24 protein-coding genes are annotated in these 25,284 nt (G+C 65.1%); 16 read left to right on the forward strand and 8 right to left on the reverse strand.

What is annotated here, in order from left to right:
* The first annotated feature begins 39 nt into the window (after positions 1-39).
* From paaZ to AC3WUT_RS09155, 5 genes are all read left to right on the forward strand, one after another.
* On the forward strand, positions 40-2,082 hold the full coding sequence (gene paaZ, locus AC3WUT_RS09135) for a phenylacetic acid degradation bifunctional protein PaaZ (RefSeq protein ID WP_492346774.1): 2,043 nt from the start codon (positions 40-42) through the stop codon (positions 2,080-2,082).
* Positions 2,083-2,219: 137 nt separating this feature from the next.
* Positions 2,220-2,576: a type VII toxin-antitoxin system MntA family adenylyltransferase antitoxin gene (gene mntA / locus AC3WUT_RS09140; RefSeq protein ID WP_492346775.1), complete on the forward strand. Its 357-nt coding sequence runs from the start codon at positions 2,220-2,222 to the stop codon at positions 2,574-2,576.
* On the forward strand, positions 2,566-2,832 hold the full coding sequence (locus tag AC3WUT_RS09145; protein WP_492346776.1) for a hypothetical protein: 267 nt from the start codon (positions 2,566-2,568) through the stop codon (positions 2,830-2,832). Before mntA ends, AC3WUT_RS09145 begins: the two co-directional genes overlap by 11 nt.
* Positions 2,833-3,058: 226 nt before the next feature.
* On the forward strand, positions 3,059-3,820 hold the full coding sequence (locus AC3WUT_RS09150) for a hypothetical protein (protein ID WP_492346777.1): 762 nt from the start codon (positions 3,059-3,061) through the stop codon (positions 3,818-3,820).
* Positions 3,821-3,914: 94 nt separating this feature from the next.
* On the forward strand, positions 3,915-5,072 hold the full coding sequence (locus AC3WUT_RS09155; RefSeq protein ID WP_492346778.1) for an alpha-hydroxy acid oxidase: 1,158 nt from the start codon (positions 3,915-3,917) through the stop codon (positions 5,070-5,072).
* On the opposite strand, the gene AC3WUT_RS09160 is transcribed toward AC3WUT_RS09155, so the two are convergent.
* Positions 5,066-6,103, reverse strand: coding sequence for a BLUF domain-containing protein (locus AC3WUT_RS09160; protein WP_492346779.1), 1,038 nt, complete (start codon positions 6,101-6,103; stop codon positions 5,066-5,068). The two genes, AC3WUT_RS09155 and AC3WUT_RS09160, sit on opposite strands and share 7 nt — an antisense overlap.
* A gap of 127 nt (positions 6,104-6,230) precedes the next feature.
* Here AC3WUT_RS09160 and dinB point away from each other — a divergent pair, with 127 nt between their 5' ends.
* From dinB to AC3WUT_RS09175, 3 genes are all read left to right on the forward strand, one after another.
* A complete protein-coding gene (gene dinB / locus AC3WUT_RS09165) occupies positions 6,231-7,466 on the forward strand; it encodes a DNA polymerase IV (RefSeq protein WP_492346780.1) in 1,236 nt (411 codons plus the stop codon).
* Positions 7,467-7,585: 119 nt separating this feature from the next.
* Positions 7,586-8,419, forward strand: coding sequence for an enoyl-CoA hydratase-related protein (locus AC3WUT_RS09170; RefSeq protein ID WP_492346781.1), 834 nt, complete (start codon positions 7,586-7,588; stop codon positions 8,417-8,419).
* Between the two features lie 240 nt (positions 8,420-8,659).
* A complete protein-coding gene (locus AC3WUT_RS09175; protein WP_492346782.1) occupies positions 8,660-10,219 on the forward strand; it encodes a methyl-accepting chemotaxis protein in 1,560 nt (519 codons plus the stop codon).
* Between the two features lie 24 nt (positions 10,220-10,243).
* On the opposite strand, the gene queF is transcribed toward AC3WUT_RS09175, so the two are convergent.
* The 5 genes from queF to AC3WUT_RS09200 all read right to left on the reverse strand — a co-directional run bounded on the left by queF (position 10,244) and on the right by AC3WUT_RS09200 (position 16,997).
* Entirely contained in the window at positions 10,244-11,092 is an 849-nt protein-coding gene (queF, locus tag AC3WUT_RS09180) for an NADPH-dependent 7-cyano-7-deazaguanine reductase QueF (RefSeq protein ID WP_492346783.1), read from the reverse strand.
* Positions 11,093-11,097: 5 nt separating this feature from the next.
* Positions 11,098-11,970: a 2OG-Fe(II) oxygenase gene (locus AC3WUT_RS09185; RefSeq protein ID WP_492346784.1), complete on the reverse strand. Its 873-nt coding sequence runs from the start codon at positions 11,968-11,970 to the stop codon at positions 11,098-11,100.
* 94 nt (positions 11,971-12,064) lie between these two features.
* The gene (locus AC3WUT_RS09190) at positions 12,065-12,868 is read right to left on the reverse strand and encodes a carbonic anhydrase (protein WP_492346785.1); all 804 of its coding nucleotides are present in this window, start codon (positions 12,866-12,868) and stop codon (positions 12,065-12,067) included.
* A 121-nt stretch (positions 12,869-12,989) separates the two neighbouring features.
* Complete coding sequence (gene yaaA / locus AC3WUT_RS09195; RefSeq protein ID WP_492347056.1) at positions 12,990-13,766, reverse strand: peroxide stress protein YaaA; 777 nt, start codon at positions 13,764-13,766, stop codon at positions 12,990-12,992.
* A gap of 204 nt (positions 13,767-13,970) precedes the next feature.
* Positions 13,971-16,997 (reverse strand): Rne/Rng family ribonuclease, encoded by a 3,027-nt coding sequence (locus AC3WUT_RS09200; protein ID WP_492346786.1) that lies wholly within the window; start codon positions 16,995-16,997, stop codon positions 13,971-13,973.
* A 541-nt stretch (positions 16,998-17,538) separates the two neighbouring features.
* On the opposite strand from AC3WUT_RS09200, the gene AC3WUT_RS09205 reads away from it, so the two are divergent.
* From AC3WUT_RS09205 to AC3WUT_RS09220, 4 genes are read left to right on the forward strand one after another with little or no spacing between them, the layout of a single operon-like run.
* On the forward strand, positions 17,539-18,552 hold the full coding sequence (locus AC3WUT_RS09205; protein ID WP_492346787.1) for an RluA family pseudouridine synthase: 1,014 nt from the start codon (positions 17,539-17,541) through the stop codon (positions 18,550-18,552).
* Positions 18,549-19,220, forward strand: coding sequence for an HAD family hydrolase (locus AC3WUT_RS09210; protein ID WP_492346788.1), 672 nt, complete (start codon positions 18,549-18,551; stop codon positions 19,218-19,220). The genes AC3WUT_RS09205 and AC3WUT_RS09210 overlap by 4 nt, the downstream gene beginning before the upstream one ends.
* Positions 19,221-19,262: 42 nt before the next feature.
* Positions 19,263-19,628, forward strand: a complete 366-nt coding sequence (locus AC3WUT_RS09215; protein WP_492346789.1) for a Rieske (2Fe-2S) protein — start codon at positions 19,263-19,265, stop codon at positions 19,626-19,628.
* 1 nt (position 19,629) lies between these two features.
* A complete protein-coding gene (locus AC3WUT_RS09220) occupies positions 19,630-20,676 on the forward strand; it encodes a S49 family peptidase (protein ID WP_492346790.1) in 1,047 nt (348 codons plus the stop codon).
* Between the two features lie 33 nt (positions 20,677-20,709).
* Here the strand turns inward: AC3WUT_RS09220 and AC3WUT_RS09225 are convergent, their stop codons facing one another.
* On the reverse strand, positions 20,710-21,522 hold the full coding sequence (locus tag AC3WUT_RS09225) for an SAM-dependent methyltransferase (protein WP_492346791.1): 813 nt from the start codon (positions 21,520-21,522) through the stop codon (positions 20,710-20,712).
* Positions 21,519-22,133: a Maf family protein gene (locus AC3WUT_RS09230; RefSeq protein ID WP_492346792.1), complete on the reverse strand. Its 615-nt coding sequence runs from the start codon at positions 22,131-22,133 to the stop codon at positions 21,519-21,521. The genes AC3WUT_RS09225 and AC3WUT_RS09230 overlap by 4 nt, the downstream gene beginning before the upstream one ends.
* 26 nt (positions 22,134-22,159) lie before the next feature.
* Here AC3WUT_RS09230 and AC3WUT_RS09235 point away from each other — a divergent pair, with 26 nt between their 5' ends.
* The 4 genes from AC3WUT_RS09235 (at position 22,160) to AC3WUT_RS09250 (ending at position 25,219) form a co-directional block, all read left to right on the forward strand.
* On the forward strand, positions 22,160-22,702 hold the full coding sequence (locus AC3WUT_RS09235) for a YceD family protein (protein ID WP_492346793.1): 543 nt from the start codon (positions 22,160-22,162) through the stop codon (positions 22,700-22,702).
* A gap of 197 nt (positions 22,703-22,899) precedes the next feature.
* Positions 22,900-23,082: a 50S ribosomal protein L32 gene (gene rpmF / locus AC3WUT_RS09240; protein ID WP_005794249.1), complete on the forward strand. Its 183-nt coding sequence runs from the start codon at positions 22,900-22,902 to the stop codon at positions 23,080-23,082.
* A 107-nt stretch (positions 23,083-23,189) separates the two neighbouring features.
* Positions 23,190-24,245, forward strand: coding sequence for a phosphate acyltransferase PlsX (plsX, locus tag AC3WUT_RS09245; protein WP_492346794.1), 1,056 nt, complete (start codon positions 23,190-23,192; stop codon positions 24,243-24,245).
* A complete protein-coding gene (locus AC3WUT_RS09250; protein ID WP_492346795.1) occupies positions 24,242-25,219 on the forward strand; it encodes a beta-ketoacyl-ACP synthase III in 978 nt (325 codons plus the stop codon). Before plsX ends, AC3WUT_RS09250 begins: the two co-directional genes overlap by 4 nt.
* Positions 25,220-25,284: the final 65 nt, after the last annotated feature.

A 25,284-nucleotide genomic window follows, 5' to 3' on the forward strand; every position in this document is an offset into this window, starting at 1 on the left:
GCCTGCGCTGAGCTTTTCACTTTTCGGGAGTATCCAATCATGACCTTACAAAGCTTCATCGGCGGCCGCTGGATCGGCCAACAGGCGGCGCAAGCGCTGCACAGCGCCGTCAACGGCGCCACCGTGGCCCACACCCATGCCGAGGCCCTGGACTTTGGCGAGGCCCTGCACTTTGCCCGCGGCACCGGCCTGCCGGCCCTGATGGCGCTTGATTTCCAGGAGCGCGCCGCGCGCCTGAAGGCGCTGGCCAAGTACCTCAACGAGCACAAGGAATCGCTCTACGCCATCTCGGCCCACACCGGCGCCACCCGCGCCGACAGCTGGGTGGACATCGAAGGCGGTACCGGCACCCTGTTTGCCTACGCCTCGATGGGCAGTGGCGAGTTGCCCAGCGGTAACCTGATCCACGAAGGCCCGGCCCTGCCCTTGGGCAAGAAAGGCAGCTTCGCAGGCACCCACATCCTGGTGCCGCGCGGCGGCGTGGCGGTGCACATCAATGCCTTCAACTTTCCCATCTGGGGCTTGCTCGAAAAGTTCGCCCCCAGCTTCCTGGCGGGCATGCCCTGCATCGGCAAGCCGGCCACGGCCACCAGCTACCTGACCGAGGCCGTGGTGCGCCTGATCGACCAGTCGGGCATCCTGCCGGCTGGCTCGCTGCAACTGGTGATCGGCGGCACGGGTGACCTGCTGGACCGCCTGGAAGGGCCGGACTTCGTCACCTTCACCGGCTCGGCCGATACCGCGGCCCGTCTGCGGGTGAACGCCAACCTGGTGCGCCACAGCGTCCCCTTCAATGCCGAAGCCGACTCGCTGAACTGCTGCATCCTGGCACCCGATGTCACGCCCGATGACGAAGAGTTCGATCTGTTCATCAAGGAAGTGGCCCGCGAGATGACCGTCAAGGCCGGGCAGAAATGCACTGCGATCCGCCGGGCCATCGTGCCGCGCCAGCACCTGGATGCGGTGGCCGAGCGCCTGAAGGCCCGCCTGGCCAAGACTGTGGTCGGGGACCCGGCCCTGGAGGCCGTGCGCATGGGCGCCCTGGCCTCCAAGGCCCAGCAGGCCGACGTGGCCGAACGGGTGGCCCTGCTGCGCCAAGGGGCCGAACTGGTCTATGGCGGCGGTACAGCCGACTTCGCCCCGTTGGGCGAAGGCACGGCCCAGGGCGCGTTCTTCCAGCCCACGCTGCTGCTGAGCCGCCAGCCCCTGAGCCACGATGCCGTGCACGATGTCGAGGCCTTCGGCCCGGTCAGCACCCTGATGCCTTACGACGGCCTGGACGAGGCTCTGCAATTGGCCGCCCGGGGCAAGGGCAGCCTGGTGGGCTCGCTGGTCACCAAGGACCCGGCCACGGCCGCCCGCGTGATCCCGGTGGCCGCCGCCCACCATGGCCGCCTGCTGGTGCTGGACCGCGAGGCCGCGGCCGAGAGCACCGGCCATGGCTCGCCCCTGCCCATGCTCAAGCACGGCGGCCCTGGCCGCGCCGGGGGCGGTGAAGAGCTGGGCGGCATCCGCGCCGTCAAGCATTACCTGCAGCGCGCCGCGGTGCAGGGCTCGCCCAGCATGCTGGCCGCAGTCACCGGCGAGTACGTGCGCGGCGCCCGCCGCATCGAGACCGAGGTGCACCCCTTCCGCCGCCATTTCGAAGACCTGCAGATCGGCGAGTCGCTGCTCACGCATCGCCGCACGGTGGGCGAGGCCGACATCGTGGCCTTTGGTGGCCTGTCGGGCGACTACTTCTACATGCACTTCGATGAAATCGCCGCCAAGGACAGCCCCTTCGGCAAGCGCATCGCCCATGGCTACTTTGTGCTGTCGGCCGCGGCCGGCCTGTTTGTCTCGCCAGCCCCCGGCCCGGTGCTGGCCAACTACGGGCTGGACACGCTGCGCTTCGTCAAGCCGGTGGGCATCGGCGACACCATCCGTGCCCGCCTGACCGCCAAGCGCAAGATCGACCGCCAGAAGAAAGACGCCAACGGCGTCGGCCAGGGCGTGGTGGCCTGGGATGTGGAGGTCACCAACCAGCACGACGAGCTGGTGGCCAGCTACGACATCCTGACCCTGGTGGCCAAGCGCGCTTGAGGTGGGGCCGCCGGTCGGCTATCAGCATGGCAGGGTTCCCGCGCCGTCTTGGTGCGGGGCTTGTCACTTTTTCACCCAGGTCGGCCGAACTTCATGCCCAACTTGTCGCCCAGGTCGTGTCCTTGCTGAGGCGGCGCTTGCCTGGGCTGCTGTCCGTTGATGCCTTTGGCAGCCGCATCACAGGGCAGGCCAGGCTGGACAGCGATCTCGACCTGGCCGTTCTGGTGTCGGGTTATGCCGATGTGGCGGGCTTGTGGCACCTGGCCAGTGAGGTGGCTGACCAGGTGGGTTGCGATGTCGATATGCTCGACATGCGTGCCGCCTCCACGGTGTTGCAGTACCAGATCCTGACCCAGGGCCCGCGCCTTTGGGTGGCTGACCCCCTGGTGGGCGTCTGGGAGGCCGCTGTCTTGAGCGACAAGCTTGATCTGGATGTGGCCCGTGCCGGGTATGCCCAGGACATATTGCGTGAGGGGCGTGTGCATGGCCGATGACGTGCTATTGAACAAGGCCTCCACCGTCGAGCGCTGTGTGGCGCGGGTTCGGCAGGAGTACGAGAAGGACCCAGCCACTTTCGGGGCCGATTTCACGCGCCAGGATGCGGCCATCCTCAACCTTCAACGCGCTTGTGAGGCCTATCAAGCGCTGCAGTTGCCGATCACGCTCAACATCATCGAGCACCCCCTGGGCGACTTCCTGGCTTATACAGAGCATCTCCTGAAGCGCGACAGCCCTCACCCACCCCGATAAAGTTTGTAAGACCTGCATGCAGGCTTGCGGGCGCTTGGGGCTCAAGGCGCTTGCTGTTTGGCGGGCCCAGGGCGCCCCCTGGCTTGGCTGGCGCCGCTTGGTGGCCACCGCAGCCCGCTTTGTCGCCTGCTTCGGCGCGAACATCTGATTTCGCTTCGCTCATCTCCTTCGCTGGCGGCGCGTCAGCATCGCATCGGCCAATGACGGCCTGATGCGGAGATCGCCCATGTTGACCCTGCCGAACCCCACTTCCGTCTGGGGCCCCCATCATCATCGGTGGCCGCCGCGCAGCCACGATCTGCTGCAACTGGCGCCTGCCGCCTGTGCCAGACTCGCGCGCAGCGGGCCGGTCTGGCTGGCGGAGGCCTTGCAGGCCGTGCCCTGGGGGCTGGTGCGCCAGGGCCCGCAGCCGGCCGGGGCGGTGCCGATCGAGTTGCAGGGCCTGGGGCCGGCCCAGCGCCATGCCGACTGGGTGGAGGCGCCTCAGGTGCTGGCCTGCCTGCAGCCGGCCGAGTTGCTGCAGCGCTGGTGCGCCGGTGCTGCGCGCCGCGGTGCGGCTTGGCCCGCAGGGCTGCAGGCGGCGGGCCAGCGACTGCATGAGGCCCTGATGGCCTTGGGGCTGCACGACGCCGGTCCGACCGGGTCTTGGGCCCTGGGGCTGGCGAGCGCCGGGGCGGGGGCCTCCGGTGAGGCCCCGGCCGTCTGGCCGCTGGCGCTGGTGATCCGCCCCGCAGCATTGCCCACCCCCGCCAAGGCGGCCGGGTGGCGCTGCGTGTTGGAGCAGGCGGCCGCGCCTTGGATGCTGCAGGTGACCCTGGACAGCCCGGCGGGGGCGTTGGCCTTGGCCGAGCTGTCCAGCCTGGCGGAGGACCTGCGCCAGTTGCAGGGGCCGGTGCGCATCGGGGTGCGGGATGCCCGGGGCGAGCAGCAGCTGTCCTGGGCGGAATTGCAGGCCCGTTGTCGCCCGACGGAGCAAGCGCCGGTCTGAGGCCGCTTGAGAGAATTTGAGGTGCGGATCAAAAATCTTCACGTGCGCCGCCGGGCCGAATCGCTACCATTTCGCATCCCAAGGAGAACGCCTCGTGACCGATCTGTCCAAAATCACCTGCATCGAAGATTTGCGCCGTGTGGCCCAGCGGCGGGTGCCGCGCATGTTCTACGACTACGCCGATTCGGGCGCCTGGACCGAAGGCACCTACCGCTCTAACGAAAGCGATTTCCAGGGCATCAAGCTGCGCCAGCGCGTGGCCGTCAACATGGCCGGGCGCAGCACCCGCAGCACCATGATCGGCCAGGACGTGGCCATGCCCGTGGCCATCGCCCCCACCGGCCTGACCGGCATGCAGCACGCCGACGGCGAGATCCTGGGCGCGCGGGCTGCCAAGGCCTTTGGCATCCCGTTCACGCTGTCGACCATGAGCATCTGCTCAATCGAGGACATCGCTCAGCACACCCAGGGGCATCCGTTCTGGTTCCAGCTGTATGTGATGAAAGACCGTGACTTCATCGAGCGCCTGATCGATCGCGCCAAGGCCGCCAACTGCTCGGCCCTGCAACTCACGCTGGACCTGCAGATCCTGGGCCAGCGGCACAAGGACATCAAGAACGGCCTGTCGGCACCGCCCAAGCCCACGATCCGCAACCTGATCAACCTGGCCACCAAGCCGCGTTGGTGCCTGGGCATGCTGGGCACGCCGCGCCGCTCGTTCGGCAACATCGTGGGCCATGCCAAGGGGGTGGGTGACCTGTCTTCGCTGTCGTCCTGGACAGCCGAGCAATTTGACCCCTGCCTGAACTGGGGTGATGTGGAGTGGATCAAGAAGCGCTGGGGTGGCAAGCTGATTCTCAAGGGCATCATGGATGCCGAGGATGCGCGACTGGCCGCCAACAGCGGCGCCGATGCGCTGGTGGTGTCCAACCACGGTGGGCGCCAGCTCGACGGCGCGCCTTCGTCGATCAAGGCCCTGCCCGCCATCGCCGAGGCCGTGGGCAAGGACATCGAGGTGTGGATGGATGGCGGCATCCGCAGCGGTCAGGACGTGCTCAAGGCCCGTGCCCTGGGCGCCCGCGGCACCCTGATCGGCCGCAGCTTTCTGTATGGCCTGGGTGCCTATGGCGAGGCCGGCGTGACCCGCGCCCTGCAAATCATCCACAAGGAACTGGATGTGACCATGGCCTTCTGCGGCCACACGCAGATCGACACCGTGGACAAGGGCATTCTGCTGCCGGGGACTTACTGAGTTTGGCCAGGGGGGCTGGGCGCGTCATCCTGGGGTTTGAGGAGGGGCGCCTGCCTGAACAGGCCCTGCAAGCCGGGCCACAACCCTGACCAGGGGGTGTCGGTGGCGCCTGGGGCTTGGCCGTCGAGGGGGCGGAAGCTCAGCCCGGCTTGCGCGGCCAGGGCGATCAGTTCGTGTTGCAGGCTGGGCGCCAGGCCCAGGCCGATCAGGCTGGGGCGCTGCTGCGGGTCCAGCAGGGCGAGGCAACGCAGGGCGTCTTGCATCAAGCAGCGGTCGTGCTCCGCATCGCCCTCGAACAAACACAGCAAGTGGCCGTAGTCGGCCAGCAAGGCCTGCACGATCCCGAGTCTCAAGCCGGATGGCGGCAGGCTGACCACGCGCCGGGGCTGACCCTGCTGTCCGAAATCGACATAGTGGATCGACAGGGTGGGGGCGGCCCCGCCGTTGAAGCGGCCGTGGCCGACCTTGCGCCGGTGTTTTTTGGCCAGCCAGTGCACCAGGCTGGTGGCGCGCTCGCTTTGCCGGGCACAGACCATCAGGCGCTGGATGGGCTGCGGTGGCAGGAAAGGGTTGCCACCGGTGCCGGCCAGGGGGGTGGACAGAAGGCGCAGCAGCTGGCTTGGCGCCAGCGCCAGCCGCTCGCGCCGGGCATGGCGGAACTGGTCGATGCGGCGGCCCAGGCTGTCGGGGGTTTCCGGGCTTTCCATGACAGCGCTGGACCAGGGCACCAGCAGCCGACGTTGGGCGGGTTCGCGGTGCAGCAGGCGCATGTGGCGGTGACGGGCATCGCGGGCGATGCGGGTCAGTACCTGGTCGATGGCCGAACCCGGGCCTTCCAGCCAGTGCACGAACCAGCCGCTCTGATAGAGCAGGGTGGAGGCCACCCCCATGGCCGTGTTGCGTGTGGCGGCCGAGGCACCGATGTGCCGGACCTGGGCCAGGGGGGTGCCTTCGAAGCAGGCACGGCTGGCGTAGACCACCGAGTCAACCGTCTCGGATCGGGTCAGCAGAAAGTTGTCTGGCGTGAGCATGGTGCGCAAGCATCTCAGGTTTGCCGGCTCCTTATCGGGCCTGGCTGCGGCATCTCTGACCGCCTTGGCGGGGTGGCCGTCCTGCGGTTGGTTTGGAGGGATGTCTGGGGCGCTATGCTTGGCTGCCATGAACCAGCCGGCCATCACGCCCCCTCATTTGCGCCGCATCGCGCACCTGGACATGGATGCGTTTTATGCGTCGGTCGAGTTGCTGCGCTATCCGCAGCTCAAGGGGCTCCCGGTGGTGATTGGCGGCGGGCGCCGCCAGGAGGACGCGGTGCTGGCGGCAGGCGCCGCCTTGCCGCTCGAAGCGTTTGCCCGCCTGTCGGGCTACACCGGGCGGGGCGTGATCACCACCGCCACCTACGCGGCGCGCCAGTTCGGGGTTGGCTCGGCCATGGGGCTGATGAAGGCGGCCCGCTTGTGCCCGCAGGCCATCCTGCTGCCAGTGGATTTTGACGAATACCGCAAGTACTCGCGCCAGTTCAAGCAGGTGGTGACGGAGATCGCGCCGGTGATGGAGGACCGCGGGGTGGACGAGGTGTACATCGATTTCACCGAGGTACCCGGTGGCCAGCGCGAGGGCGGGCGGGTGCTGGCCCGCCTGATCCAGAAGCGCATTTTTGACGTGACGGGCCTGACCTGTTCGGTGGGGGTGGCGCCCAACAAGCTGATGGCCAAGATGGCCAGCGAGTTCAACAAGCCCAACGGCATTTCGGTGGTGCAGGAGGCCGATCTGCAAACGGTGATCTGGCCGCTGGCCTGTCGCAAGTTGAACGGCATTGGTCCCAAGGCTGAGGCCCGTCTGGCGGCGCATGGCATCCACACCTTGGGCGATCTGGCGGCCCGCGACCGCGTCTGGCTGGTGGCCCATTTCGGTCGCAGCTACGGGGCCTGGTTGCACGATGCCGCCTGGGGCCGCGATGAGCGCCCGGTGGTGACCGAGAGCGAGCCCGTGTCGGTGAGCCGTGAAACCACGTTCGAGCGTGATCTGCATGCGGTGCACGACAAGGCGGAATTGGGTGCGGTGTTCACCCACCTGTGCGAGCGCGTGGCGGCCGACCTGCAACGCAAGGGCTATGTGGGGCGCACCATCGGCGTGAAGTTGCGCTACGACGACTTCAAGAGCGTGACGCGCGACCAGACCTTGTTGCAGCCGACCTCGGATGCGGCTCTGATCCGACGGGCTGCTGGCCAATGCCTGAAGCGGGTGGATCTGACGCGGCGTTTTCGGCTGCTGGGCGTGCGGGTCGGCAGCTTGCAGCGCCTGGGGCCGGATGGCCAGCCGCTGCCCCCTGAGACAGGGGGGGCTGATGCGGGTGGGCAACGCAGCCTGGACTTGCTCACTGAGCCCTTGTTCTGACGTGTTCAGTGTTGCGGTGTCGCCCGTTTGCCAGTGGCTGGGCTGGAGCGCACGTTAAATTGAAACGTTTGGTCGCGAGCGGTTTGCGGCCCCCCACACCCCCACAAGACGGAGACCTCATGAAGTGCTTTTCTCTGACCCAGTCCGACCACATCGCCCACCTGGTGCTGAACCAGCCCGAGGCCTTGAACACCATGCACCCCACCTTCTGGCGTGAGCTTGATGAGGTGCTGGACCAGTTGAACCGCGAGGGCCAGGCGCGTGCCTTGGTGATCTCGAGCACGGGCAAGCATTTCAGCGCAGGCATGTCTTTGGACACTTTTGCCGGTGCCATCAGCATGGACGACCAGAGTCCCGAGGGGCGGGCGGCTGTGTTTGACCTGCTGACCGACATGCAGGCCACCTTCACCCGTCTGGAGACCTTGCGCATGCCGGTGATCGTGGCCATCCAGGGCGGCTGCATTGGCGGTGCGGTGGACATGGTGACGGCCTGCTGCATCCGCTATGCCAGCGCCGATGCCTTCTTCTGTGTGCAGGAAATCAACATCGGCATGGTGGCGGACGTGGGCACGCTGCAGCGCCTGCCCAAATTGTTGCCACAGGCCCTGGTCAAGGAGCTGGCCTATACCGGCCGCCGCTTGCCCGCCGATCGGGCCCTGGCGCATGGCTTGGTGAACGAGGTGTTCGACAACGCCGAAGCCACGCTGGCCGCGGCCCTGCAGTGTGCGCGTGAGATCGCGGCCAAGCCCCCCGTGGCCATCTGGGGCACCAAGCAAGCCATCCACTATGCCCGCGACCATTCGGTGGAGGATTCGCTGCGCCAGATGGGCTGGCTGCAGGGCGCCATCTGGAGCAATGCTCATGTGCGCGAGGCCGTGCTGGCCATGAAGCAAAAGCGCGCAGGGGCCTTCCCATCGCTGTCGGCACTGACACCTTTCAAATCTCTGGGTTGACGATTGGGGGTGTTCGACTGACGGACGTTGCATGTTGTTTTTCTTGCCCCGAATCAACCGCTGACGAGTCGTAAGCGCTACAGTCATTTATTACAAAAAAAGAGTCCAGTCGCCAACGATGCGTCGGGCTCAGGGGAGGTTGGTGTTCTGCTGCAGCGTGTGCGGCACAGCCCCGTTGAGGCTGATGAGCGCCAATCCTGTCGGTGCTACTTTTGTAGTTGTTACTGGATGGGGGTTCACATGCGCGTCAATTTGCCGGTCTCGCAGCACGAATACGTGTTCGATGAAGATCAACTGCTGGTGTCCACCACCGACACCCGTGGCGTCATCACCCACTGCAACCCGGCCTTTGTGCAGGTCAGCGGCTTCACTTACGACGAGCTGATCGGGCAGCCCCACAACCTGATCCGCCACCCGGACATGCCCGCGGCGGCCTTCAAGGACATGTGGGCCACGATCGGCCGTGGTCGGCCCTGGACAGGCCTGGTGAAGAACCGGCGCCAGAACGGTGACCACTACTGGGTGTTGGCCAATGTGACGCCCGTGATGTCCAACGGCAAGCCCACCGGGTACATGTCGGTGCGCATCAAACCCAGCCGTGAACAGGTGCAGGAGGCCGAGCGCCTTTACGAGCGGCTGCGGCGTGACGAAGAGCAGGGGCGTACCACGGTGATGCTGCGTGGTGGCAAGGTGATCAACCGCGACTGGGGTTCACGCCTGATTCGCCTGACCCGCCTGGACTTGCCCAGCACCCTGGGGCTGTGGTTGTTTCTGATCGCCTGTGGCGTGGTCTTGCCTGATGTGACCGGCGTGTCGAGCGACATGGCACTGGGGATCCGACTGGCCGTGTTGCTGCTCGGGGGGGCTGGGGTGGTGGCCTGGTTCCATGCCCGGGTCAGCCGCAGCCTGGATGAGGCGGTGCGTTTTGCGGGGGATCTGTCGGGTTGCAATCTCTCTACCTCGGTGGCGCTCAATTACCCTGAGCCACTGGGGGGGCTGATGCAGCGTCTGCAGCAGATCCAGGTCAACCTCAAGGCCGTGGTGGGCGATGTGCGCTTTGAGGTGGCCGGCTTCACCCAGGCGGCGAGCGAGATTGCCCAGGGGGCCGACGATCTGTCCGGCCGCACCGAAACCCAGGCCAGCAGCCTGGAGGAGACGGCGGCATCGATGGAGGAGATTTCCAGCACCGTGCGTCAGACGGCAGACACCTCGGGCAAGGTGTCGCATGAAAGCGAGCAAAGTCTGGCTTTGGCAGAGCGTGGGGGCGCTGCGATGCGTGAGGCCGCCGAGGCCATCGGCACCATCGAGCGTTCGTCGGCCAAGATGAGCGAGATCATCGCGGTGATCGAGGGCATCGCGTTTCAAACCAACATCCTGGCGCTCAATGCGGCGGTCGAGGCGGCCCGGGCGGGCGAGCAGGGTCGGGGCTTTGCGGTGGTGGCCTCCGAGGTGCGGGCCCTGGCCCAGCGCAGTGCCACGGCCGCCAAGGAGATCCGGGAGCTGATCGGCAACTCGGCCCAGCAGGTGGGAGACGGGGCCCGTCAGGTGCAGGGCGTGGGCCACACCATCGACGAGGTGGTGGCGTCGGTGTCGCGGGTCAGCACCCTGGTGGCTCAGATCAGTGCGGCGGCCCGCGAGCAGTCGACCGGTCTGTCCCAGATCAACGAGGCCGTGACCCAACTCGATGTGACCACGCAGCAGAATGCCGCCTTGGTAGAAGAGTCTGCCGCGGCGGCCCAGACCCTGAGCCAGAGCGCGCGCTCTTTGCAGCGTTCGGTCAGCGTGTTCCGGCTCCATTGAGACGGGCGCTGCCCACCGCCTACCTCACTGGCGGGCCGTGCGGGTGTTGGCAGGCAGCGCCTGGGGGTGGCTGGTGCGGAAGGGGTTGATGTCCAGGCCCCCGCGCCGTGTGTAGCGCGCATACACCGACAGCTTGATCGGTTGGCAGCGGCGCCAGAGGTCCATGAAGATGCGCTCCACGCATTGTTCATGGAACTCGTTGTGGTTGCGGAAGCTCACCAGGTAGGCCAGCAGCCCAGCCTGGTCGATCTGGGCGCCGCTGTAGCGGATCTGCACGCTGCCCCAGTCGGGCTGGCCGGTGACCAGGCAATTGCTTTTGAGCAGGTGGCTGGTCAGGGTCTCGGTGACGGGGGCTTCGCCCACCTGGGCGCTCAGCAGCTCCGGGGCCGGTGTGTAGTGCTGGCATTCGATGTCCAGTCGGTCCAGATTCAGGCCGTCGAGTTCATGCACCGGTTCACGGTCGAAGGCCTCTGGGGCCAGCAATTTCACGCCCACGCTGCCGGGGTGGGGGGCCCCTCGCCAGGCGGCCTCACTGAGGTCGGCCCGAAGCCGGGCCTGCACCTCGGCGGCGTCAGCGAAACGGGTGTTGTTGAAGCTGTTGAGGTACAGCTTGAACGACTTGCTCTCGATGATGTTGGGGCTTTCGCAGGGCACGGTGACATGGGCGATCGCCACCTGTGGCTTGCCGCGCAGGTTGAGCCAGGACAGCTCGAAGGCCGTCCACAGGTCGGCCCCGAAGAACGGTGGGTGGCCGCTGATGCCGATCTCCTCGCGCTTGCCGAGGCGTGGGATCGGGAACAGCAGACCGGGTTGGTATTGGTCGACGTAGGCCGAGGCCTTGCCGAGCTGGGATTGTTCGGGGGTGTTGTTCATGAGGTTCAGTTGAATTCGCGTTCGCGCAGCCACTTGGTGGCGATCCATTTCTCGCCGGCGATCACCGGCGCGCCGCCATGCAAGGTGCGGGTGCTGGGGTGGGGGCGCTCGTAGCTGAAGAACACCGCATTGCCACGCTGCGGGGCCACTTCGAGGTGCACGTCGGGGAAAGTGGTGCCCCCGCCTTGTTCGGGCTCGTTCAGGTACATGACCAGGGTGCCCACGCGCTGGCCACCGCGTTGCAGGATGGTTGGGGTGCCTGGCTCGTGTGGGTCGAAGTAATCGTAATGGGGCTTGTATTCGGCGCCGGGCCGGTAGCGCAGCACCTGCAGGCCTTCGCCATTTTCGAGGGGCCAGTTCAACAGCCGTGCGATGCGTTGTTCGATGCGCTGGATCAGCGCACTTTCGCCGCGCGAAAAGAACATGCCATCACTGGTGCGGTCGACGCTGACTTCTTCGCCCCCGGTCTGGGTGGCCACGGTGCGTGAGCGTGCCAGGCGTGGGCTGGCGGCGGCGATCAGGGCCTCGCATTCTTCGTCCGACAGGAATTGACCGAACACCACGATGCGGGGCTGGACCATGGCCAGCAGCACCGGCACCGGCCGGTCGCCGGCATCCACGCGCAAGGGGGCATCGGCCAGTGCGGGTTCGGGCACCGGGCTGCGCGCTGGCAGGCCTTGTTGCAGGGCCTGGGCTTCCAGGTGGTCGCTGAGGGTGGCCTCCATCGCCTCGATGGCCACCTCTTCAGACCAGCCCGATGCCAGCATGGCCTTGAGCACGCTGGGCGCGTCATGGCCGGCTTCGGCCTGTTCCACGATCCACTGGCGCAGGGCAGGGGTGATGGTTTGCGTGGCGGTGCTGCTGGAGGTGAGTGTCATCGGGAGTCGGCGAGGGCTGGATGAGGCGCCAATGCTAACGCCAAGCCAGCCTGAGCGCCGCCAAGCCGAAGCCGATTGACAAGGCCCCAGGGCCCTAGTTGGCTTCGACCTTGCGACCGTGCAGGGGCTGAACCGGGCGGGCGTTGAACGGGTACAGGCGCTGAAAGGCCCGAATTTGCTGAGCCGAAGCGGTGATGGGCTGCTGCAGCACCTGCCAGCGCACGCCTTCGCTGCAAGGTGGGGTGGTCAGCGAGCCCCGGTAGCGGTAGTAGCGCCGGGACGTGGGCAGCCAGTCGCTGACTTGCACGGGGCTGGCCAGCGGCTGGACCTCACCCGCTTTGGGGGGCAGATGCTCGAACACGGTCTGCAGGGCGGCATTGGCAGGCCCTTGGTCAATGAAGACGGCCAGCACAGCCAGTTCGCCCTCGGCATTGCGGTGCACCAGATGGGCCTCCAGAGGGTGGGTACGGCCGTTGACCCGCTCTTCGCTGGGCGTGTGGAAGTGAAACTGCTGCAGCTCAAAGCGTTGACCATCCAGCAGCAGGGCGCCGGCCTGGCTCAGGTTGACCTGGACGGTGTGGCCGTTGTTGATCACCGTGGCGGGGCTGGCAAGGTAGTCCCATGCCAGCGGGGGCAGGTCGGCCTGGATGGCGTGGCGGATGTCGATGGGGGATTGTTGATGGCCGGTTTTGCAGCCCTTGAAGTCGGGTTCGATCTCGGCCCAGTGGGCGGCGTTGTGGGGGCCACGGTAGGCCCAGTGGGCGTGGCCTGGCTCTTCGGCCTGGGTCGTGCAGGCCCAGCTCAGGGCCAGGGTCAGGCCGATGGTGCGAAGTGCGGTCTGGAGCGCAGTCTGGCGTGCGCTTTGGTGTGTGGCCTGGAGGGGGTCTAGGGTGAACATGAGGGTGCCTTTCAAAAACGAAAGGCACTCTAGGTCGACCCGACGGTCATGCAGGCGGACTTGGGGCCCCGGCTGGCGCAAAGGCCGTTCAGGCTGTCCGGGCGGACCGGCGCCAGACCTGTCAGCTCAGGCGCCGCCGGAAGACAAGGCGGTCAGCTTCCGAGGCCGCGGCCTGGAAGGCATAGCCATCGAGGTCAAAGCCTTCGAGCTGGCTGGGCAGTTGAATCCGGTGGGTGATGGCGTAGCGCGCCATCAGGCCCCGAGCGCGCTTGGCGTGAAAGCTGATGATTTTGTAGACGCCGCCTTTCCAGTCTTCGAACACGCATTCGATCACCCGGGCCTTGAGCACTTTTTGCTGCACGGCCTTGAAGTACTCCTGCGAGGCGAGGTTGACGACCACCGGCGAGGCGTCGGCCTGCAGGCGCTGGTTCAGGTGTTCGGCAATCTGCGGGCCCCAGAACTGGTACAGGTCTTTGCCGCCCGGGTTGGCCAGGCGGGTGCCCATCTCAAGCCGGTAGGGCTGCAGTTGGTCGAGAGGACGCAGCACTCCGTAGAGGCCGCTCAGGATGGCCAGGTGCTGTTGGGCCCATTGCAGGTCGGCAGCCGACAGGCTGCGAGCCTGCAGGCCGTCGTACACATCGCCGTTGAAGGCCAGCACGGCCTGGCGCGAGTTGTCGGCGGTGAACTGATCCGACCAGGCCTCGTAACGGGCCACGTTGAGGCTGGCCAGCTTGTCACTGAGGCTCATCAGGCTGGCGATGTCGGCCGGCGTCTTCTGGCGCAGCACGTCGATCAATTGCCGGGACTGGGGCAGGAACTGGGGCAGGGTGTGCGGCAGCCCGGCCGGCACAGGGGTGTCGTAGTCAAGGGACTTGGCTGGAGAGATCAGGAACAGCATGGCGTGGGTGTCGAAGCGAGTAAGGCAGTGGGGCATCGGGCAACTGAAGGCGCCACCCGCTTGGCTTGGCAGCGTCCGATTGTGCCCACAAGCCGGAGACCCGGCAGGGCACCCTGGATTGCGCCAAGGCCCAAGAAAAAGCCCGGCACCCCCAAGAGGGGCCGGGCTTGATCAGATCGGCGGCCGGTTCAGGCCGGCCGGGGCTTAGGCTTGCTGTTCAAAGGGCAGCTTGAGCTCGCTCAGGTCGCGGCGGGTTTCCACCAGGATCAGCGGGCCTTCGTCGAGCACCACCAACGGGGGGCGTTCGCGTGGCACGTGCACCGGCTTGGGCTCGGCGGCGATGGCCGCCTGCACGGTGGCCACCTTGTCAGCGTCCGAGTTGACCCACTCCAGGCCGGCGCTTTGTGCCAGTTCCTGCAGCGTGGGGATCGGCAGCTCAAAGGCTTGCACCTTGGGCAGGCCGGCTTCCACCGGGCTGGGGACAGGCGCGGCGACAGGCGCTGGAGCGGCTGCCGGGGGCGCGATCTCGGCGATCACCGGGGCCACGACTTCGGCTTGGGTCGGTGCTGGCGCTGGCGCAGCAGCTTCGACCGGGGCCATAAAGGCTTCGGCGGGCGCTGCGGTGGGTTCGGCCGGTGTCACGTTGCTGAAGTAGCTGGCGCGGGGTTCGAACTCGGCCTGCTCCTGGCCTTCACGGCCTTCCGGGTTGGCCTGGCCGTCACGCGGCGCGCGCTCACCTTGGCGTTCACGACGGTCGCGGCCATAGCGGTCACGCGAACGGCGTTCACGGCGTTCTTCGCCGCCACCTTCCACCGGGGTGCTGAACGCCTGGCCTTCAGCCTGGGCATCTGCCGATGCGTTGACGGCGTTTTGGCCTTCCAGGGGCTGGGGCACATCGCCCTGGCCTTCGGCGCGCGGGGCGCGGTCTTGACGTGGGCCACGTTCACGGCGCTCGCCACGCTCACCGCGTTCGCCACGCTCACGGCGTGGGCGCTCGGCGCGGGCTTCGGTGTTCACCGGATTACCAGCTTCGTCCAGGGCCAGGTTGGCCACGGCGGCTTCCGGGGCACCTTCGCTCAGACCTTGGCTGCGCAGTTCGGCCGGGGCGCCATTGGCACCCTGGTTCTCGGGGCGGCGCTCACGGGGGGCGCGGTCCGGGCGGCCTTCGCGGCGCGGAGCCTCACCCTCGGGGCGTTCGGTGCGCGGGGCGCGGGCTTCACCGTCACGCGGGGCACGCGGCTCACCGCGCTCACCGTTGCGGCCTTCGCCACGCTCGCCGTTGCGGCGCGGGCCACGGCCTTCGCCACGTTCCGTGCGCTCACCGTTGCGGCCTTCGCCACGTTCACCGCGGCGGCCACCACGGCCTTCGCCGTTGCGCGACTCGCCGCGTTCGCCGTTGCGGCCTTCACGCTTTTCGTCCTTCTTGGCCTCGGCAGCCACAGGCGCCGGAGCGGGTGCCGCCACGGGCTTCACGCCGAACAGGCCCTTGAGCCAGCCGAAGAAGCCGGTGTCTGCGGGCGCAGCCGGGGCGGGCGCGGCAGCCGGTGCGGCCGGAGCGGCCTTGTCGGCTTGGCGGCCACGGGCGGCCGAGGGCGCACCTTCGGGCTTGGGCAGGGCCTGGGGCGCCGGGGCGTCCGGCAGCACGCCCTTGATCACCGGGGTTTGCTTGTTGGTGGGCTCTTGCGAGCGGCGGGTGACGGTGGTCGGGTCCTCGATCACTTCGGCCATCTTGTAGCTGGCTTCCATGTGGTCCAGGCGCGGGTCGTCGTGCTTGAGGCGTTCCAGCTTGTAGTGCGGGGTTTCCAGCGCCTTGTTGGGCACCAGCATCACGCTCAGGCGCTGCTTGACCTCGATCTTGGCGATCTCGGTGCGCTTTTCGTTGAGCAGGAACGAGGCCACCTCGACCGGCACTTGCACGTGCACGGCCGCGGTGTTGTCCTTCATGGACTCTTCCTGGATGATGCGCAGGATCTGCAGCGCCGAGCTTTCGGTGTCGCGGATGTGGCCCGAGCCACCGCAGCGCGGGCAGGGGATGGACGAACCCTCCGACAGCGCCGGCTTCAGGCGCTGGCGGCTCATTTCCATCAGGCCGAACTTGCTGATGGTGCCGAACTGCACGCGGGCGCGGTCCTGCCGCAGCGCGTCGCGCAGGCGGTTTTCCACTTCGCGGCGGTTCTTCGACTCTTCCATGTCGATGAAGTCGATCACGATCAGGCCACCCAGGTCGCGCAGGCGCATCTGGCGGGCCACTTCGTCAGCGGCTTCCAGGTTGGTGCGGGTGGCGGTTTCTTCGATGTCGCCGCCCTTGATGGCGCGGGCCGAGTTGACGTCCACCGACACCAGGGCTTCGGTGTGGTCGATCACGATGGCGCCGCCCGAGGGCAGGGTCACCGTGCGGGCATAGGCCGATTCGATCTGGTGTTCGATCTGGAAGCGGCTGAACAGCGGGGCATCGTCGCGGTAGCGCTTCACGCGGGCGGCATGCTCAGGCATGACATGCGCCATGAACTGGTGCGCTTGTTCGTAGATGTCGTCGGTGTCGATCAGGATGTCGCCGATGTCGTGGTTGAAGTAGTCACGAATGGCTCGGATGACCAGGCTGGATTCCTGGTAGATCAGGTAGGCGCCCTTGCCGCCCTTGGCCGCGCCGTCGATGGCGGTCCAGAGCTTGAGCAGGTAGTTCAGGTCCCACTGCAGTTCAGGGGCGCTGCGGCCGATGCCGGCCGTGCGGGCAATGATGGACATGCCGTTGGGGTAGTCCAACTGGTCCATGGCTTCTTTGAGCTCGGCCCGGTCTTCGCCTTCGATGCGGCGCGAGACACCGCCACCGCGGGGGTTGTTGGGCATCAGCACCACGTAGCGGCCGGCCAGGCTCACGAAGGTGGTCAGGGCCGCGCCCTTGTTGCCGCGTTCTTCTTTTTCGACCTGGACCAGCAGTTCCTGGCCTTCACGGATCACGTCGTTGATACGCGCCTGGCTGGGCGACACGCCCGGGGCAAAGTACTGGCGCGAGATTTCCTTGAAGGGCAGAAAGCCGTGGCGGTCTTCGCCGTAATCGACGAAACAGGCTTCGAGGCTGGGCTCGACGCGGGTGACGACGGCCTTGTAGATGTTGCCCTTGCGCTGCTCGCGCCCTTCGATTTCGATTTCGTAGTCGAGCAGTTTCTGCCCGTCCACGATGGCCAAACGGCGTTCTTCTGCCTGGGTGGCGTTGATCAGCATCCGCTTCATGATGCGTGTCCTTCCTGGACCCTGTAGGTCCATGCAATCGTCAAATCTTCAACAGGCCCGAAATGAGCCAACGATGCCGGAACAGACGCTTTGAAACGAAGGGAATTGCCGTGGGTGCACAGACGCCTGAGCTGGTGGCTCAGGTATCGGGCGGGGGCGCGTGGATGGGGGCGAGTGAGTGTAGGGGCTGTGTGGCCGCAAAGGGTGCGGCGTCAGGTGACCGGTAGGCGGGCACCATGGGCGATTGCATGCCATTTGACGGTGGCATAAGCCACCGCAAGCAGGTCTGAATCAGCGCCATCAGCACAGGTTGTCTCGCTTTGATCCGCCCGAGACCCCGGCAATTTCAGCGGGCTCTCAGGCATGGGTATTCCGTATCGGTGTTTCAAAGTGCCGGCCCATCTGGCTTTGGGACACTGTCATCACGAACTCTGGTGCGTGATCTACAGTTCACAAGTCAGTCGGCATCGACCTTGCCAGCGCTGCGGAGGTGGGACTGGACTAAACTCCAGACGAATCAACCAGTTACAGCAAAGCGCTAGTGAAACACATTATAGAGGGCAAAGTCGGCCCTCAAATCAAGCCCGCCGCCGCTGCGGCCAGCCTCTTGCTGGTGGACGAAGAATCCGCCGGCCAGCGCCTCGACAACTTTCTGATCCGGCACCTCAAAGGGGTGCCTAAAACGCATGTCTACCGCATCATTCGCAGTGGTGAAGTGCGCATCAACAAGGGGCGGGTGGCCGCCGATACCCGGGTGCAGGCCGGCGATTCGGTCCGTGTGCCGCCCGTCCGTCTGTCTGATCGTGCCGTTGAAAAGGCGGAAACCCCGGCACCAGCCCGTGAATTTCCGATTCTTTTTGAAGATGATCATGTGCTGGCCATTGCCAAGCCGGCCGGGGTGGCCGTGCACGGCGGCAGTGGCGTGAGTTTTGGTGTGATCGAGCAGTTGCGCCAGGCACGACCCCAGGCGCGCTTTCTGGAACTGGTGCACCGGCTGGATCGAGAGACCTCGGGCATCTTGCTGCTGGCCAAGAAGCGCTCGGCGCTGACGCATCTGCAAGACCAGTTCCGCGACCGCGAGACCGGCAAGACCTACCTGGCGCTGGCCATCGGGGCCTGGCCGGCCAACAAGAAGGTGATCGATTCGGCTTTGCACAAATACCTGCTCCCGGACGGCGAGCGGCGTGTGAAGGTGGTCGACAAGGATCATCCGGACGCCATGCGCGCCGTCACCCTGGTCCGCGAGCGTTCGGCTTTGCCGCCAGTTCAGTGGGCGGGGCTTCCTGCGTTCTCGCTGCTGGAGGTGACGATCAAGACCGGGCGCACCCACCAGATCCGGGTGCACCTGGCGAGCAGTGGGCACGCGATTGCGGGTGATGACAAATATGGCGATTTCGAACTGAACAAGCGCCTGGTCAGGCATGGCCTCAAGCGCATGTTTCTGCACGCATGGCGGTTACAGTTCAAGCACCCTGCCAGCGGCGAGGCCATTCAGTTGGAATTGCCCCTGCCACCCGAATTGCAATCTTTCATTGACGCCCAACCCCGCCCATGACCGCCTCCAGCCGACCCCGCCAGTTCGATCTGATTGCCTTCGATTGGGACGGCACCCTGTTTGACTCCACCCAGATCATCGTGCGCTGCATCCAGGCGGCCGTGGTGGACGTGGGGGGCGCGCGTCCCAGCGACGAGGCGGCCTCGTATGTGATCGGGATGGCCTTGATGCAGGCCTTGGCCCATGCGGCACCCGATGTTCCGCCTGAGAAGTACGCCGAGCTCGGGAATCGTTACCGCTTTCACTATTTAAAGCATCAGGACGACATTGCGTTGTTCGACGGGGTGTTGCCGCTGCTGGCCGCCCTGCGCGAACGCCAGCACCTCATCACGGTGGCCACGGGCAAGAGCCGGCGGGGCCTGAACGAGGCGCTGCATTCTGTGGCCTTGCGCGGGGTGTTTGATGGGTCGCGCACGGCCGATGAGACGGCAGGCAAGCCCGACCCTCGCATGCTGCACGAGTTGATGGCCGAGTTTGACGTGGCGCCCGAACGAACCTTGATGATTGGCGATACCACGCATGATCTGCAGATGGCGCTGAACGCCGGCTGTGCCAGCGTGGGGGTGAGTTATGGTGCCCATGAGCCTGATGCGTTTGAGGTCCTGCGACCGCGCCATGTGGCGCATTCGGTGGCTGATCTGCACCAGTGGCTGCTCAATAACGCTTGAACTTGAAGGCCACGCCAGTGCTGGTGGGGTCAGGGAGGGGTGATGGAAGTGATGATTCCGTTGTGTAGCAGCAACGATCTGATCGACGGCGGGGACGGAGTACCCTTTGATGTGGCCTATGCCGGGCAGACCTGCCGTGCCTTTGCCATACGCTATGAGGGTCGTGCCCACGCCTACCTGAACCGCTGCACCCATGTGGCCATGGAAATGGACTACCAGCCGAATCGTTTTTTTGATGATTCGGGCCGGTGGCTGCTCTGTGCCACCCATGGTGCGGTCTATGCGCCCGACACGGGGCAGTGCCGAGGCGGCCCCTGCCGAAGCGGCTTGATCCGCATCGAACTGTCGGAAAGGGATGGCGTGGTGCACTGGCATACTGCCTATAACCTGCACCCTGTTGAATTCTGAGATGACGGATCCCCGCACGCCCGAACCCACCGATGAGCCCGTGTTGACGCCGGCTCCTGAGCCTGTTGCGCCGACGGTGTCTGCTGCGGCACCTGCTTCCTCTGCAACGGCTTCGCCCCTGCCGTCCGGTTGGGAGCGTGAAACCCTTGAAAAGCTGGCCTTTGCTTCGCTGCGTGAGCAGCAGGCGGCGCGGCGCTGGCGCAATATCATCCGGCTGGCCTGGCTGCTGCTGCTGTCGGTCAGTGCCTGGATGTTGTTCAGTCGGGCCGCCCCAGTGACCGACAAAAGCTCTCCCCACACGGCCGTGGTTGAAATCAAAGGCGAGATTGCCGCAGGGGCTGATGCCAGTGCCGAGTTTGTGGTGGCCGCCATGCGCAGCGCCTTTGAGGACGACGGCGCTCAGGCGGTCGTGTTGCTGATCAACTCACCCGGTGGCAGCCCAGTTCAGGCCGGCATCATCAATGACGAGATCCGGCGGCTGAAGGCCAAGCATTCCAAGCCGGTGTATGTGGTGGTGGAGGAGTCCTGTGCTTCGGCCGCTTATTACATCGCTGCGGCGGCAGATCAGATCTTTGTCGACAAGGCCAGCATCGTGGGCAGCATCGGTGTGCTCATGGATGGTTTCGGCTTCACGGGGCTGATGGACAAGCTGGGCGTGGAGCGGCGCCTCATGACGGCCGGCGAGAACAAGGGCTTTCTGGACCCATTCAGCCCCCAGACCGAGCGCCAGCGTGTGTTCGCCCAGGCCATGCTCGACCAGATTCACCAGCAGTTCATCAAGGCGGTGAAGGATGGGCGCGGCAAGCGCCTGAAAGAAACACCGGAGATGTTCAGTGGGTTGTTCTGGACCGGTGAGCAGGCCGTTGAGATGGGGCTGGCCGATCAGCTTGGCAACCTCGACTACGTGGCCCGTGAGGTGGTCAAGGCCGAAGATCTGGTGGATTACACCCGCCGTGACAACGTGGCCGAACGCCTGGCCAAGCGCTTTGGTGCGGCTTTTGGAGAGGGTGCCGTGCGTGCCCTGCGCTCTGTACCTGCCTTGCGCTGAGGTTTGAGAGCACAGGGTGCTTGCACGGGGCGTTCAGCGCCCGATGCCGAAGACCGCCGGCAGGTCATTGGGTGGAAAGTCCTTGGTTTTTCCGGAGGCCTTCGGGTCTTGATGGGCCTGTTGGCGCCAATCCTTCACCAGCTTGCTGCGGTTTTTCCCCTGGTCCAGGGTCAGGCCGTAACTGATGGCCAGGCGGGTATTGGGTTGCAGGCTCTGCAGCAGGCCCTGCCACAGGGCTTGATTGCGGTAGGGCGTTTCAATGAACAATTGGGTCTGTCCGGTCTTGAGTGCCAGTGATTCGAGTTCTCGCAGGCGCTGGTTGCGTTCTCCGTTGTCTTGGGGCAGGTAGCCCACAAAGGCGAAGTTCTGTCCGTTCAGCCCGCTGGCGGCCAGGGTCAACAGCAGAGAGATCGGGCCTGTCAGTGCCACCACCTCAATGCCCAGGTCGTGGGCGGCGCGCACCACCGATGAGCCTGGGTCTGCCACAGCGGGCATGCCCGCTTCGCTGATCAGCCCCATGTCGTGACCCGCCAGGGCTGGCGCCAGCAGGGGGCGGGCGTCAAACTGGCCGGCTTGGTGGTCCCCTTTTTTGTGCACGGCACGCGGCAGTTCTTGCAGGGATTGCTCTTGAATGGGCGCTGCCAAGGGGTGGTGTTCGCCGATGCGCTTGAGGTAGGCGCGCGTGCTTTTGGCGTTCTCGCACACCCAATGACGCAATCCGGCGGCCGTGAGGAGGGTCTTGCTTGGGATCACATCGGTCACCGGCGCTTGCTGGTTGCAGCCGAAATCCAGCGGCGCTGGAACCAGGAACAGGCGGCCTGCAGGGCTTGAATGGGTGTTGCTCATGTCAGTACCTCGATGCCGGCGGCCTGGATCAGTCGGCAGGTGCGGATCAGCGGCAGGCCGATCAGGGCGGTGGGGTCATCGTTCTCGATCGAGGAGAGCAGGGCAATGCCCAGCCCTTCGCTTTTGGCGCTGCCTGCGCAGTCATAGGGTTTCTCGCGCTGCAGGTAGGTTTCGATTTCAGCGTCACTGAGTTGGCGAAACTGCACCCGCACCGCGGCCAGATCGCTTTGGGCAAAACCGGTGGCCTGGCAGACCACGGCCACCGCCGTCTGGAACACAACAGTCTGGCCTCGCATGCGCCGCAACTGGGCCACGGCACGCTCGTGGTTGCCAGGCTTGCCCAGGGGTTCGCCATGGAGGTCGGCCACCTGATCGGAGCCGATGACAACGGCCGAGGGGAACTGCCTGGCCACGGCGTGGGCTTTGGCGAGGGCCAGGCGTTTGGCCAGTTCGGCCGGGGCTTCGCCGGCCTGCGGCGTCTCGTCCACTTCGGGGGAGGCCACTTCAAAGGGCAGGCCGAGTCGACTCAGCAACTCTTTGCGATAGCGGGAGGTGGAGCCCAGCACCAGTGTGCGCGATGGGCTGGGGTGGGTGGGTGCGCTTGGGGTCATGCCGGGGATTCTCTTACACTGCGCGCATGAAGAAAGAGTATTTCATGGAGCGCCTCGACCTGAAGGCGTTGGCGCAGGCTGGCGACACCCTGTCTGGGCAGGCGCCTTTGCTGTCTTTTGCGCGCTTGGCTGAAGAGGCTGTGACGGCGCATATTGACGAGCACGAGGTTCGTTGGTTGGCGCAAGGTGAATCGCGGCCCGTGACCGGTGGCGCCGATCAGGTGTGGCTGCACCTGGAGGCTCAGGCCAGCCTGGTGCAGATCTGTCAGCGCTGCCTGGGGCCGGTGGAGGTGTTGCTGTCGTGTCAGCGTTCCTTCCGCTTTGTGCGTGATGAGGCCACAGCAGAAGCTGAAGATGATGAATCCGAAGAAGATGTGTTGGTGCTCAGTCGCGAGTTCAATCTGCATGAGCTGATTGAAGATGAGTTGTTGATGGAGTTGCCCGTGGTGCCGCGCCATGAGGTCTGCCCCGAGGTGTTGCCCATGGCGGTGGAGGACGAGGAATACCAGGCTGCCGAGGCCGCCAAGCCCAATCCGTTTGCGGCATTGGCCAAGCTCAAAAAAGAGTGACTGGGCTTGCCTTTTGAGATGAGCTATAATCAAAGGCTTCGCGCGAATTCCTCGGCGTCTTTTTGATCTGGTTGCCGCGCTGATTGAGTTGATTGTGAGTTGATTTCTCACTGATTTCGCACAGAACTGCCTGTGCTGGCGTGATTTTCTCGCTGGCCCCAGGCTCATGTAACAACCCTTTAGTCCAGGAGCCTGACATGGCCGTCCAGCAAAACAAAAAGTCCCCTTCCAAGCGCGGTATGCACCGCTCGCACAATGCCCTGAACGTGCCGGGCATCGCCGTGGAACCTACCACCGGTGAAACCCACCTGCGTCACCACATCAGCCCCAACGGCTTCTACCGTGGTCGTCAGGTTCTGAAGAACAAGTCCGAAGCCTGATCTGCTTCCGGAGCCATCGAAGCCCGATGCTACATTCCAAGTAGCGCGGGCTTTTCTTTTGTTGGCTATCCATTTCGAAGCCGCTTGGGCGGTTGATTGAGCTCTGAATGATCACACTGGCTGTTGACTGCATGGGGGGCGACCATGGCCCCCGCGTCACGCTGGCTGCATGCCGGCATTTTCTGGAGCAGCATGCGGATGCGCGGCTTTTGCTGGTTGGCAAGCCTGAGGCGCTGACGGGTTTGGTGCATGACCGCGCCGAGGTGTTGGCGGCCTCTGAAGTCGTCAGCATGGACGATACGGTGGAAGTGGCGCTGCGCAAGAAGAAGGATTCTTCGATGCGTGTGGCCATCCAGCAGGTCAAGGACGGCCGTGCCGATGTGGCGGTCTCTGCTGGCAATACTGGGGCCTTGATGGCCATTGCCCGCTATTTGCTCAAAACCCTCGATGGCATTGATCGCCCGGCGATTGCTGCCTTGATGCCCAACATCAAAGGCCAGGCTACCACCGTGCTGGACCTGGGCGCCAATGTGGATTGCACGGCCGAGCACCTGTTGCAATTCGCGGTCATGGGGTCGGCTCTGGTGTCTGTCCTCAAAGATGAGGCTCATCCGTCTGTGGGTTTGCTCAACATTGGTGAGGAAGTCATCAAGGGCAATGACACGATCAAAAAAGCGGGTGAGTTGCTGCGATCTGCTGCGGGTTCAGGGGATCTGAATTTTTTTGGCAACGTTGAAGGCAATGACATCTTCAAGGGTACGATCGAGATCGTGGTCTGTGATGGCTTTGTCGGCAACGTGGCTTTGAAGGCCACGGAGGGCTTGGCCTTCATGATCGTCGGCTTCTTGCGTGAAGAGTTTTCTCGCAACATCTTTCGAAAAATAGCGGCCATCTGTGCTTATCCGGTCCTTTCTTCTTTGAAGAAGCGAATGGACTATCGTCGCTACAACGGGGCGGCTCTTTTGGGTTTGCGGGGCCTGGTGTTCAAGAGCCACGGCTCGGCAGATGAGTTCGCTTTCGAGCAGGCCTTGAACCGGGCGTATGATGCGGCCCGAAACAACCTGCTTGACCGCGTGAAGGTCCGGATTGCTCGCGCTGCGCCTTTGTTGGCGGCGGTGCCGGGTGAAGCCGGGGCCGGCGTGGCGGGCTCCTCCGCACAATGAGACGTTATTCGCGCATAGCCGGTACCGGCAGTTATCTCCCCCCCCGCAGACTGACGAATGCAGATCTGGCTGCCGAACTGGCTGCCAAGGGTGTCGAAACTTCAGATGAGTGGATTGTCGAGCGCACTGGAATTCGTGCCCGGCACTTTGCAGCGCCCGACATGGGCAGCAGCGATCTTGCTTTGCAAGCCAGTCGACGGGCCTTGGAGGCCGCAGGCCTGGAAGCTTCGCAGATTGATTTGATCATTGTGGCCACGTCGACGCCCGACATGGTGTTTCCTTCCACGGCTTGCATTCTTCAGCATAAATTGGGTAACGCCGGTGCGGCGGCCTTTGACGTGCAGGCTGTCTGCAGTGGCTTTGTGTACGCGCTGACGGTGGCGGATGCCATGATCCAGTCTGGCGCGGCGCAGCGCGCCCTGGTGGTGGGCTCAGAGGTTTTCTCGCGTCTGCTGGACTTCACGGATCGCACGACCTGTGTGCTGTTTGGCGATGGTGCGGGTGCTGTGGTGCTGGAGGCTTCGGATGAGCCGGGCATTCTGGCTTCGGACTTGCATGCGGATGGCAAGCATGTGGGGATTCTTTGTGTGCCGGGGCATGTCTCGGGTGGTCAGGTCCTGGGCGATCCTTTGCTCAAGATGGATGGTCAGGCCGTCTTCAAGCTGGCAGTGGGGGTGTTGGAAGATGCTGCACGTGCCACTTTGGCCAAGGCCGGTAAGACAGATGCTGACATTGACTGGCTGATTCCGCACCAGGCCAATATCCGCATCATGCAGAGCACGGCGCGCAAATTGAAGCTTCCCCTCGACAAGGTGGTTGTAACGGTTGACCAGCATGGCAATACCTCGGCAGCCTCCATTCCCCTGGCGTTGGACACGGCGGTGCGCGCCGGCCAGGTCAAGCGAGGCCAGCACCTGATGCTGGAAGGGGTGGGGGGTGGTTTTACCTGGGGTGCGGTTTTCCTGCGCTATTGATAGGTACCGTTAGGGGGTATCTGCAGGCCGGCATGAGGGCTGGCCTGAGCAGATTGGCCTCTGTC

Source organism: Curvibacter sp. EU05-FHT14A10 (assembly GCF_058791075.1).

Coding starts and splice junctions, on each gene's coding strand:
- paaZ (WP_492346774.1), top strand. CDS start 40: ATGACCTTACAAAGCTTCATCGGCGGCCGCTGGATCGGCCAACAGGCG.
- AC3WUT_RS09145 (WP_492346776.1), top strand. CDS start 2,566: ATGGCCGATGACGTGCTATTGAACAAGGCCTCCACCGTCGAGCGCTGT.
- AC3WUT_RS09150 (WP_492346777.1), top strand. CDS start 3,059: ATGTTGACCCTGCCGAACCCCACTTCCGTCTGGGGCCCCCATCATCAT.
- AC3WUT_RS09160 (WP_492346779.1), bottom strand. CDS start 6,103: ATGCTCACGCCAGACAACTTTCTGCTGACCCGATCCGAGACGGTTGAC.
- dinB (WP_492346780.1), top strand. CDS start 6,231: ATGAACCAGCCGGCCATCACGCCCCCTCATTTGCGCCGCATCGCGCAC.
- AC3WUT_RS09170 (WP_492346781.1), top strand. CDS start 7,586: ATGAAGTGCTTTTCTCTGACCCAGTCCGACCACATCGCCCACCTGGTG.
- AC3WUT_RS09175 (WP_492346782.1), top strand. CDS start 8,660: ATGCGCGTCAATTTGCCGGTCTCGCAGCACGAATACGTGTTCGATGAA.
- queF (WP_492346783.1), bottom strand. CDS start 11,092: ATGAACAACACCCCCGAACAATCCCAGCTCGGCAAGGCCTCGGCCTAC.
- AC3WUT_RS09185 (WP_492346784.1), bottom strand. CDS start 11,970: ATGACACTCACCTCCAGCAGCACCGCCACGCAAACCATCACCCCTGCC.
- AC3WUT_RS09190 (WP_492346785.1), bottom strand. CDS start 12,868: ATGTTCACCCTAGACCCCCTCCAGGCCACACACCAAAGCGCACGCCAG.
- yaaA (WP_492347056.1), bottom strand. CDS start 13,766: ATGCTGTTCCTGATCTCTCCAGCCAAGTCCCTTGACTACGACACCCCT.
- AC3WUT_RS09200 (WP_492346786.1), bottom strand. CDS start 16,997: ATGAAGCGGATGCTGATCAACGCCACCCAGGCAGAAGAACGCCGTTTG.
- AC3WUT_RS09210 (WP_492346788.1), top strand. CDS start 18,549: ATGACCGCCTCCAGCCGACCCCGCCAGTTCGATCTGATTGCCTTCGAT.
- AC3WUT_RS09215 (WP_492346789.1), top strand. CDS start 19,263: ATGGAAGTGATGATTCCGTTGTGTAGCAGCAACGATCTGATCGACGGC.
- AC3WUT_RS09220 (WP_492346790.1), top strand. CDS start 19,630: ATGACGGATCCCCGCACGCCCGAACCCACCGATGAGCCCGTGTTGACG.
- AC3WUT_RS09225 (WP_492346791.1), bottom strand. CDS start 21,522: ATGAGCAACACCCATTCAAGCCCTGCAGGCCGCCTGTTCCTGGTTCCA.
- AC3WUT_RS09230 (WP_492346792.1), bottom strand. CDS start 22,133: ATGACCCCAAGCGCACCCACCCACCCCAGCCCATCGCGCACACTGGTG.
- AC3WUT_RS09235 (WP_492346793.1), top strand. CDS start 22,160: ATGAAGAAAGAGTATTTCATGGAGCGCCTCGACCTGAAGGCGTTGGCG.
- rpmF (WP_005794249.1), top strand. CDS start 22,900: ATGGCCGTCCAGCAAAACAAAAAGTCCCCTTCCAAGCGCGGTATGCAC.
- plsX (WP_492346794.1), top strand. CDS start 23,190: ATGATCACACTGGCTGTTGACTGCATGGGGGGCGACCATGGCCCCCGC.
- AC3WUT_RS09250 (WP_492346795.1), top strand. CDS start 24,242: ATGAGACGTTATTCGCGCATAGCCGGTACCGGCAGTTATCTCCCCCCC.